At 34.3% G+C, this 1410-nt stretch carries 1 protein-coding gene; it reads right to left on the bottom strand.

What is annotated here, in order from left to right:
- Window positions 1–1168: immunoglobulin domain-containing protein (locus tag BOW55_RS20655; protein WP_164975093.1), on the bottom strand; the 1168-nt coding region annotated here is incomplete at its 3' end.
- Between the last annotated feature and the right edge of the window lie 242 nt (window positions 1169–1410).

The raw sequence follows: 1410 nt of genomic DNA, 5'->3' as shown, positions 1-1410 counted from the left end.
AAGGATTCACAAACAATTTGGCTACACTAGAAATAGTTGGTGTACAAGTACCGCTTGTTAAAATTGCACGATACCAATAATTGTTCATTGAAGTACTTACGGAGTTTAACGTTAATGAAGTATTAGATTGACCAGCAAGATCCGTCCAAGCTCCACCATTATTAATACTAACCTGCCATTGTATTGTTGGAGAAGGAAAACCTCCAGAACTTGCAACCGTAAATGTCGCATTTTCACCTGAACATTTGGTTTGGTTAGTGGGTTGAGAAGTTAATGTTGGCGATATACAACACGAAGCTACCGTTATCGTTTTAGAAAAAGAAGCTGTAGTTGCAGGAGAATTACTGTCAACTACCGTTAATGTAACTTTATATTCTCCTGGACCAGCAACAGCTTGAGAAAAATCATAGCTGGGCGTCACTCCTGATAAAGTTGCTATTGGTGTTACTAAATCACTAGTTTTAAATATTTTCCAGCTATAAGAGTAGGGCTGTACACCTCCAGATGTTCCATTTATAGGATCAAGAGCGTTAAAATCAATTTTTTGAGCCGTTTTTCCTGATGGACAACTACTGGTATAACCAAAATTAACACTTAAAGGTGTGATTACAACAAATGAAAAATTTGCATCTGGTTTGCTGCAATGAGGTCCTATTCCGCAAATATTGTTACAGGCATTTTGTCCCGAAGAGTTTCCCCAGCCTATAAAAATTTTCTTTAATGCTAATGTCGTCCCGCAAGTCCACATTATGGTATTATTATCTACATAAAATTTATCAACACCATTTTTTTGAAATTGACGATTATCACATTCCGAGAAAGAGCTGCTTGGTGTTGCTGATCCATCAACATAAATATCACCTTCAACCCACAGTCCGTAACGTGTACCTGCATTCTGATCTATTGTTATTTTCAAATAGCCTTGAACCAGAGTTCCTTCACTGCATGACGCACTTAAGGGCAGATATTTATCAACATTGGGATTAGAAACTGCATTATATGCTGGATTTGGAGTAGTCGAGAGTAACTCCACACTTTTAATTGTTACATCACTAGAACTACAGTTATTACAAACATATGCTGTTTGCGCAACTGTTGTAAATGTACTTAAAATGCTAATTAAAATAAAAGTAAATAATTTTAGCGAATGAGTAAAAATTGATTTCATATAGATCTAATTTTAATCGTTAGAAAATAATACTATTGTAGATGATAAAATTCACATTTGAGCATTGTCTACAGCATCAAAAAACAAATTGATTAAAGTAATCTCAATAGTGAAAACATTGAAACTAATATCTGCTTACTTCTAAAAAATTGAATAAAAGAGTCCCTTAGGATATTCTATAATAACCTATGATTAAATCTTTTTTTGTGTGTGAAACAGCAGTAAAACAGGGCTGATTTATA

It is taken from the genome of Flavobacterium sp. YO12 (genome assembly GCF_004119495.1).
GTDB lineage: Bacteria > Bacteroidota > Bacteroidia > Flavobacteriales > Flavobacteriaceae > Flavobacterium.
The sequence above is the reverse complement of the archived record's forward strand: the minus strand, read 5'-3'. Positions and strand labels throughout refer to the sequence as shown.